Source organism: Streptomyces sp. NRRL WC-3618 (genome assembly GCF_001280005.1).
GTDB lineage: Bacteria > Actinomycetota > Actinomycetes > Streptomycetales > Streptomycetaceae > Streptomyces.
This window is the reverse complement of sequence record NZ_LGDW01000131.1, coordinates 1-7,739: the sequence shown is the minus strand read 5'-3', so window position 1 is coordinate 7,739 and position 7,739 is coordinate 1. Positions and strand designations below refer to the sequence as shown.

5 protein-coding genes and 1 tRNA gene are annotated in these 7,739 nt (G+C 72.5%); 4 read left to right on the top strand and 2 right to left on the bottom strand.

Annotated elements, in window-relative coordinates:
* The first annotated feature begins 242 nt into the window (after positions 1–242).
* From purD to ADL01_RS15805, 4 genes are all read left to right on the top strand, one after another.
* Complete coding sequence (gene purD, locus ADL01_RS15820; RefSeq protein WP_053742638.1) at positions 243–1,496, top strand: phosphoribosylamine--glycine ligase; 1,254 nt, start codon at positions 243–245, stop codon at positions 1,494–1,496.
* A 395-nt stretch (positions 1,497–1,891) separates the two neighbouring features.
* The gene (locus ADL01_RS15815; protein ID WP_053742637.1) at positions 1,892–3,823 is read left to right on the top strand and encodes a hypothetical protein; all 1,932 of its coding nucleotides are present in this window, start codon (positions 1,892–1,894) and stop codon (positions 3,821–3,823) included.
* A 281-nt stretch (positions 3,824–4,104) separates the two neighbouring features.
* Positions 4,105–5,619, top strand: a complete 1,515-nt coding sequence (locus ADL01_RS15810; protein ID WP_053742636.1) for a N,N-dimethylformamidase beta subunit family domain-containing protein — start codon at positions 4,105–4,107, stop codon at positions 5,617–5,619.
* Positions 5,620–5,819: 200 nt separating this feature from the next.
* A complete protein-coding gene (locus tag ADL01_RS15805; protein WP_053742635.1) occupies positions 5,820–6,731 on the top strand; it encodes a phosphoribosylaminoimidazolesuccinocarboxamide synthase in 912 nt (303 codons plus the stop codon).
* 75 nt (positions 6,732–6,806) lie between these two features.
* Here ADL01_RS15805 and ADL01_RS15800 read toward each other — a convergent pair.
* Together ADL01_RS15800 and ADL01_RS15795 are read right to left on the bottom strand one after the other, a co-directional pair.
* Positions 6,807–6,882 (bottom strand) — tRNA-Gly (locus ADL01_RS15800).
* Between the two features lie 43 nt (positions 6,883–6,925).
* On the bottom strand, positions 6,926–7,537 hold the full coding sequence (locus tag ADL01_RS15795) for a response regulator transcription factor (RefSeq protein ID WP_053742634.1): 612 nt from the start codon (positions 7,535–7,537) through the stop codon (positions 6,926–6,928).
* Positions 7,538–7,739 lie beyond the last annotated feature (202 nt).

Below are 7,739 nucleotides of genomic sequence, written 5' to 3'. Positions count from 1 at the left end.
CTCCACACCCGGCCCGCCCCCTCCACACCTGCCCGCACCCTCCATACCGGGCCCGCACCCTCCATACCGGGCCCGCACCCTCAGCCCGTCCGGCGTTTGAGGACCAGGCCCCTCAAGGGCCGAAGCGGGGGCCCCGGGGGCGCCCGCACCCAGCGACGCCCGCCCCCAGCGAGTCCGCGCCCAGCGAGGCCCGCACCCCACACCGGCAACCACTCCCCACCCCGCCGACTAAGCTGACCCCCGTGAAGGTCCTCCTCATCGGTAACGGCGCCCGCGAACACGCCCTGTGCCGCTCCCTGTCCCTCGACCCCGACGTCACCGCGCTCCACTGCGCACCCGGCAACGCCGGCATCGCCGAGGTCGCCGAGCTGCACCAGGTCGACCCCCTCGACGGCAAGGCCGTAGCGGCACTGGCCCTGGAGCTGGGCGCCGACCTGGTCGTCGTAGGGCCGGAGGCGCCGCTCGTCGCCGGGGTCGCCGACGCCGTGCGTGAGGCGGGCATCCCGGTCTTCGGTCCCTCCAAGGAGGCCGCGCAGCTGGAGGGCTCCAAGGCCTTCGCGAAGGACGTCATGGCGGGAGCCGGCGTCCCGACGGCCCGCTCGTACGTCTGTACGACGCCGGAGGAAGTCGACGAGGCCCTTGACGCGTTCGGTGCGCCGTACGTCGTGAAGGACGACGGACTCGCGGCCGGCAAGGGCGTGGTGGTCACCGCCGACCTCGAAGAGGCCGCCGCACACGCGAACTCCTGCGACCGCGTCGTCATCGAGGAGTTCCTCGACGGCCCCGAGGTCTCCCTCTTCGCGATCACCGACGGCGTGACGGTCCTCCCGCTCCAGCCCGCCCAGGACTTCAAGCGCGCGCTGGACGGCGACGAGGGCCCGAACACGGGCGGCATGGGCGCCTACTCGCCGCTCCCCTGGGCAGACCCGAAGCTGGTCGAAGAGGTCCTCGACACGGTCCTGCAGCCGACGGTCGACGAACTGCGCCGACGTGGCACCCCCTTCTCCGGCCTCCTCTACGCGGGCCTCGCGATCACCTCGCGCGGCACCCGCGTGATCGAGTTCAACGCCCGTTTCGGCGACCCGGAGACCCAGGTGGTCCTCGCCCGGCTGAAGACCCCGCTGGCCGGCATCCTGCTCGCGGCGGCGAACGGCACCCTCGCCGACCTGGAGCCGCTGCGCTGGAGCGACGACGCGGCGGTCACCGTGGTCATCGCCTCGCACAACTACCCCGGCACCCCGCGCACCGGCGACCCGATCACCGGCCTCGCCGACGTGGCCGCCGAGGACGCCCCGCACGCGTACGTCCTGCACGCCGGTACGAAGCGCGACGGCGACGCGGTCGTGAGCGCGGGCGGCCGGGTCCTCTCCGTGACGGCGACCGGCAAGGACCTGAGCCAGGCCCGCGACCGCGCGTACACCGCTCTCGGCCGCATCCACCTGGACGGCTCCCAGCACCGCACGGACATCGCGGCGAAGGCGGCAGCAGCGGAGTAGTACGGCACCACGAAGCCGTACACGTCGATGAACCTCTCGGGCCCCGAATCCGTCTAAGGATGCGGGGCCCGAAGTCTTTGTTCTGTGACGCGCCCGGAGGCCACCCGCCGCCCTGCCGACCCTCTGCCGACCCCTTCTCGATCCTCCGTCGACCCCCTCCCAACTGCCGCTTCGTCGTCGCCGTGTGTCATCCACCTCTCCCCAAAGCCATTCCATCGAGTGACCGATCCCCCATCCGGCTGACGAGGGCCGGACCCCCAACTATGGTGCGGCGCAAGCATTCCGGCACTTGGCCCACCGGCATTGCGATGTCAGTCGCGGGTGCCACAGTGGGGGAATGAGCAACGTCAGGTGTGTGCGGAGAAGGTAGGGGGTGACATCCGGTCGTGACCGGTATGGGTGTGGAGGCGGGCGCGCAGGTCGCGCGTTCCCGGGCCCTCGCCGTGCTGCGCGTCCGCAGCAGGGCCCTGGCCGTCGCTCTGCTGCCCGCGGCCCTCGCCGTCGTGCTGCTGGCAGGCGGCTCCACCGACCACCTCGTGGGCGGCGGCTGGCACCTCGCCCGCTGGATCACGTGCGTCGCCGCACTGGTCGTACTCCTCGCCGCGACCGTCGTCGCCCTGGTCGTCGCCCGCGCCCGCCCGGCCATGAGCCCCACGGTCCCGATCGCCGAGGAATCGGCGCTGGACCTCTATCACCTGGTGCGCGACCTGGCCGACCGCCTGGGCGTCCCCGCGCCTTCCGCGATAGCGCTCACCCCGGACTGCGACAGCTGGCTGGAGGACCGCACCCACCCCGCCCACGCCCCGCTCGCGCCGGAGGGCCGGGACGAGATATCGGGCGTACGAGGCATGCGCCCCGCCTTCCAGGGACAGCGCCGGCGGACGACGGCGCCCGCGTCGCCGGTCCTCGTGATCGGCTCACCGTTCCTGTGGTGGATGCGCGTCGCGGAACTGCGCGCCGTGCTGGCCCCGGTCGTCGCGGGTACGGGACCTTCGGCGCACCCGGACATCGCGGCGGCGAGACGTTTCGTACGGGGCCTGGACGCGGCGGTGGCCGTGGCCGCGGCGCCCCGGCGTGACCCCGTGTCCCGGGCGGCGCTCGCGGGCGTCGGCTGCGTGGCGCGGGTGCTGCTGCGCAGCTGCCGGGTGCACGCGTCCGAGATGGAGCGCGGGGTCGCGGCGGCCGCCGCCGAGCGTGCACAGGCTGTGGATTACGGGCTGCGGATCGTCGCGCAGGAGCAGGTCGGCCTGGCGTACGCGGGCTGGGACCGGCTGCTGACCCGGGTCGCGCTCCCCGCCTGGCGGATGGGCCGCTGGCCGGCCCGGCTGGACGCGGGTGTCGTCGCGGCGCTCACGGAGCTGTCCCGCCGCGACCGGCTGGCCGAGGGCTTCACGTCCCGTCTGGGCGAACGCCCGGCCTGCGACCTCCTGGAGGAACCCGGCCTGGTCGACGAGGCGGCCTCCCTGCTCGCCGCCCGCCTCTTCCACGGCGGCCCGGCGGAGCCCGGCCCCGACTGGGCGCCGGTCGACTGGCAGGAGTACCCGGACGAGGTGGTCGACCGTAAGTGGCGTACGGACGCGGCCCGCCTCCACCGGGTCCTGGACGCCCTGGACGCCAGGGGCGCCCTAGGCACGACGCCACCCAACCCGCAGGACCCCGACGCCCCGACCCTGTCCCGGGTGATGAACCACCTGACGACCCCCCAGACCGATATCGACCCGACCCTGAACCCGGACCTGGACCCGACCCTGAACCCGGACCTGGACCCGGCCCTGGACCCGGACCCGGCCCTGGACCCGGACCCGGACCTGAACTCGGACCCGGCCCCGGCCCCGGCCCCGACCCCGACCCTGGACCTGGCCCCGGACGAGGCCCCGGACGAAGAAGACGACGAACGCGTAGGCAGCGAACGCGGTGTAACCCTCGCCGCCGGGCTCAGCGCGGAGGTCGCCCGAGAGGAAGCCGCCGCGCCGGCGCGCGGACAAGGGCCCCCGGCAGGTCTGACCGCGGGTCAGGGCCAGGGCCCGGACACGGCCCTCTGGGACGACGGCATACTGCCCCTGTTCCCGTTGCAGCCCCCGCGCACGGGCCGCGAACTGCTCGCCGATCACGTCACCGCGATGGTGTGCTGCGCGGCGATGGACACGGCGGGCGCGACCCCGGGCCTGGACTGGCTCGACGGCCCCTCCCTCCTCCTGAACGGCGAACGAGCGGCCGACCTCGCCCCAAAGGTCCTGACCCTCATAGAGACAGGCGACCCGGCCCCCCTGGAGGCCTGGCTCCGCACCACAGGAGTACGCCCGGAAAAACCCGTACGCCTGGTGTGATCACGTTTGTCAGCCCCGGCCCGCACCGTCCGCCCCGTCCGGCGTTTGAGGACAAGGCCCCTTAAGGGGCGAAGCGGGGGCCTGGGGGCGGCAGCCCCCAGCCACCAACCGACCCGGCGTCGAAGAAACCGGTCGGACCCCTTTTTTCCGCTTGAGGCCAATTCACGACGAACGGTGACGGACCGCGTGCGAAATGTGATGTGCTTGGACCGAACGCGCGCATGGCAATCGCTCGGGACATAGGACAGCAGCTGACGGGGGAGCCAGGGAGGAACGCAGACATGGGGTCACAGCCGATCCGCCGCTGGGAGTCGGGAGCTCTCGCGCACGCCGTCACGGACCCCTTCGGCCTGGGCCCCGTCCCCTGGCTCCGAGGCAGCGAGTCGTATTTCGACGACACCGGGCACGTGGTCCCCTGGTACGTCGACCCCTTAGACCCGACGTCGGCCGGCCGCCCGCCCGGTACCGCCAAGATCCCCGCTCCCCGCACGGCGTCCTCCTCCACCGGCGGCCCCCGGGCCTCGGACGACGTGCACTGCCAGATCAAGGGGTTCACCTCCACCGGCCCGGCCGCCCCCGGCGAAGCGATCGACTTCCACATCACGGTCGACCCGCCGCAGGAATTCGCCGTGGACATCTACCGCATCGGCCACTACGGCGGCGACGGCGCGGCGAAGATCACGACGAGCCCCCGCCTCTCCGGCATCGTCCAGCCCCCGCCGCTCGCCGCCGACCGCACCGTCTCCTGCCACCACTGGTGGCTGTCCTGGCGCCTGCAGATCCCGTCGTACTGGAACATCGGGGCGTACGTCGCCGTGCTCACCACCCTCGACGGCTACCGCTCCCACATCCCCTTCACGGTCCGCGACAACCACCCGGCGGACCTGCTGCTCCTCATGCCGGACATCACGTGGCAGGCGTACAACCTCTACCCGGAGGACGGCCGCACCGGCGCGAGCCTCTACCACGCCTGGGACGAGCACGGCCGGCTCCTCGGCGAGGCCGACGCCGCGACGACCGTCTCCTTCGACCGTCCGTACGCCGGCGCGGGCCTCCCCCTCCATGTGGGCCACGCCTACGACTTCATCCGTTTCGCCGAGCGCTACGGCTACGACGTGGCGTACGCCGACGCCCGCGATCTGCACGCCGGCCGCGTCGACCCCACCCGCTACCGGGGCCTGGTCTTCCCGGGCCACGACGAGTACTGGTCCTCGGCGATGCGCCGCACCACCGAACTCGCTCGCGAGAACGGCACGTCCCTCGTCTTCCTCTCCGCCAACACCATGTACTGGCAGGTGGAGCTGGGCCCGTCCCCGTCAGGCGTCCCCGACCGCCTCCTCACCTGCCGCAAGCGCCGCGGCCCGGGGAAACCGGCCCTGTGGCGCGAAATCGACCGCCCCGAGCAGCAGCTGATCGGCATCCAGTACGCGGGCAGGGTCCCGGAGCCCACCCCCTTGGTCGTCCGCAACGCCGACCACTGGATGTGGGAGGCGACCGGCGCGCACGACGGCGACGAGATCGCCGACATGGTGGCCGGAGAGGCCGACCGCTACTTCCCGCGCACCCAGCTCCCCGAGCACGACGACCGCGTCCTCCTCGCGCACTCCCCGTACGCCGACAGCGAAGGCACCCCCCGCCACCAGGAGACCTCCCTCTACCGGTCCCCCTCCGGCGCCCTGGTCTTCGCGTCCGGGACGTTCGCGTGGTCCCCGTCCCTGGACCGCCCCGGCCACGTCGACCCGAGGATCCAGCGAGCCACCGCGAACCTCCTGGACCGCATCTGCAAACGGGACTGAACCCGAGCCGGAGCCGAGCCGGAGCCGAGCCTGAGCCGCGTCCGAACCCGCACCCGAAACCGCACCCGAAACCGAACCCGCCTCCGCGACGACCTCCCTCCGCAACCCACTCCGCACCCCCTCCCCCCAGCCCCGTGGAAAAACGCACTCCCCGCATACGGGAGAATCGAGCCACTTGGTCATCACCACGGGGAGGAACCGTGTCCGGATTCGTAGAAAAGCCCGAGCCCCTCCAGGTTCCGGGTCTGGTGCATCTGCACACCGGCAAGGTGCGCGACCTGTACCAGAACGAGGCGGGCGACCTCGTGATGGTCGCCAGCGACCGCATCTCCGCTTTCGACTGGGTGCTGCGGACGGAGATCCCCGACAAGGGCCGCGTCCTCACCCAGCTCTCGCTCTGGTGGTTCGACCAGCTCGCCGACCTGGCCCCCAACCACGTCCTGAGCACCGAACTCCCGCCGGGCGCCCCCGCCGACTGGGCGGGCCGCACCCTGATCTGCAAGTCCCTGCGCATGATGCCGGTGGAGTGCGTGGCCCGCGGCTACCTCACCGGCTCCGGCCTGACCGAGTACAACGACTCCCGTACGGTCTGCGGCCTGGCGCTCCCCGAGGGCCTCACCGACGGCTCCGAGCTGCCCGCCCCGATCTTCACCCCGGCCACGAAGGCGGCGGTCGGCGAGCACGACGAGAACGTGTCGTACGAGGAGGTGGCCCGCCAGGTCGGCGCGGAGACCGCCGCCGAGCTCCGCCAGGCGACCCTGGCCGTCTACTCCCGCGCCCGGGACATCGCCCGCGAGCGGGGCATCATCCTCGCGGACACGAAGTTCGAGTTCGGGTACGAGAGCACCGAGGACGGCGAGAAGCTGGTCCTCGCCGACGAGGTGCTCACCCCGGACTCGTCCCGTTTCTGGCCGGCCGACGAGTGGGAGCCGGGCCACGCGCAGCCCTCGTTCGACAAGCAGTTCGTACGGGACTGGCTGACGTCCTCGGAGTCCGGCTGGGTCCGCGCCAGCGAGCAGCCCCCGCCGCCGCTCCCGCAGCACGTCACCGACGCGACCCGCGCGAAGTACATCGAGGCGTACGAGCGCCTGACGGGCCTGAGCTGGACATAGCCGGCCCCCGCCACAGGGCGCACGGCACCCGGCATAGAGCACAGGCCATAGCGCAACTGGACCGGGGTCTTGATCTGGAGCGGACGACCAGGTTCGAACTGGCGACCTCAACCTTGGCAAGGTTGCGCTCTACCAACTGAGCTACGTCCGCATCGCGTCCCGCACATGTCGTATGTGCCGTGGCGCGAGACCAACTATACCCAACCCCGAAGCCGTGCGAGCCGCACTGCCGCATGCCGGTTCTCCGCCCCGAGTTTCGACACTGCCGACGACAGATAGTTCCGTACGGTCCCCTGCGACAGCGCGGCCCGTTCCGCGATCTCCGCGACCGGCGCGCCGTCGGCGGCGAGTTCGAGCACCTCGGCCTCGCGCGCGGTCAGCGGCGAGTCCCCGGCGGAGATCGCGTCGGCGGCCAACTCCGGGTCGACGTAACGGTTTCCGGCGTGCACGGTACGGATGATCTCGGCGAGCCGCTGGGCGCTGACGGTCTTGGGGACGAACCCACGCACACCCGCCGCAAGCGCCCGCTTGAGATGCCCGGGGCGGCCGTGACTGGTCACGATCAGCACCCGGCACCCCGGCAGTTCGGTGCGCAGCGATGTGGCGACCTTCACACCGTCCGCGCCCGGCATCTCAAGATCGAGCACCGCGACGTCGGGCCGGTGCGCCCGCGCCATGGCCAGCGCCTCGGGCCCGGTGGCGGCCTCGGCGACGACCACGAGATCGTCCTCGAGGCCGAGCAGCGCGGCCAGCGCACCCCGGATGAGGTGCTCGTCGTCGGCGAGCAGCAGCCGTACACCGCTCATGAGGTGACCCCGCTCACAACGCCCCTCGCATCCGACCCCGAACCGGCCGCGGCCCCTGAACCCGCAGGCAGCGGCACAGTGGCGACCACCCGAAACCGGTCCTCACCCGCACCCACGACCCCCGCCTCCAGCCGCCCGTCAACGGCGGACAACCGCTCCCGCAGCCCGACAAGCCCGGACCCCGCCCCACCCCCTGCCACTG

Bases quoted from the DNA above. Each gene is read 5' to 3' on its own strand.
- ADL01_RS15815 (WP_053742637.1), top strand. From the start codon at position 1,892: ATGGGTGTGGAGGCGGGCGCGCAGGTCGCGCGTTCCCGGGCCCTCGCC.
- ADL01_RS15810 (WP_053742636.1), top strand. From the start codon at position 4,105: ATGGGGTCACAGCCGATCCGCCGCTGGGAGTCGGGAGCTCTCGCGCAC.
- ADL01_RS15795 (WP_053742634.1), bottom strand. From the start codon at position 7,537: ATGAGCGGTGTACGGCTGCTGCTCGCCGACGACGAGCACCTCATCCGG.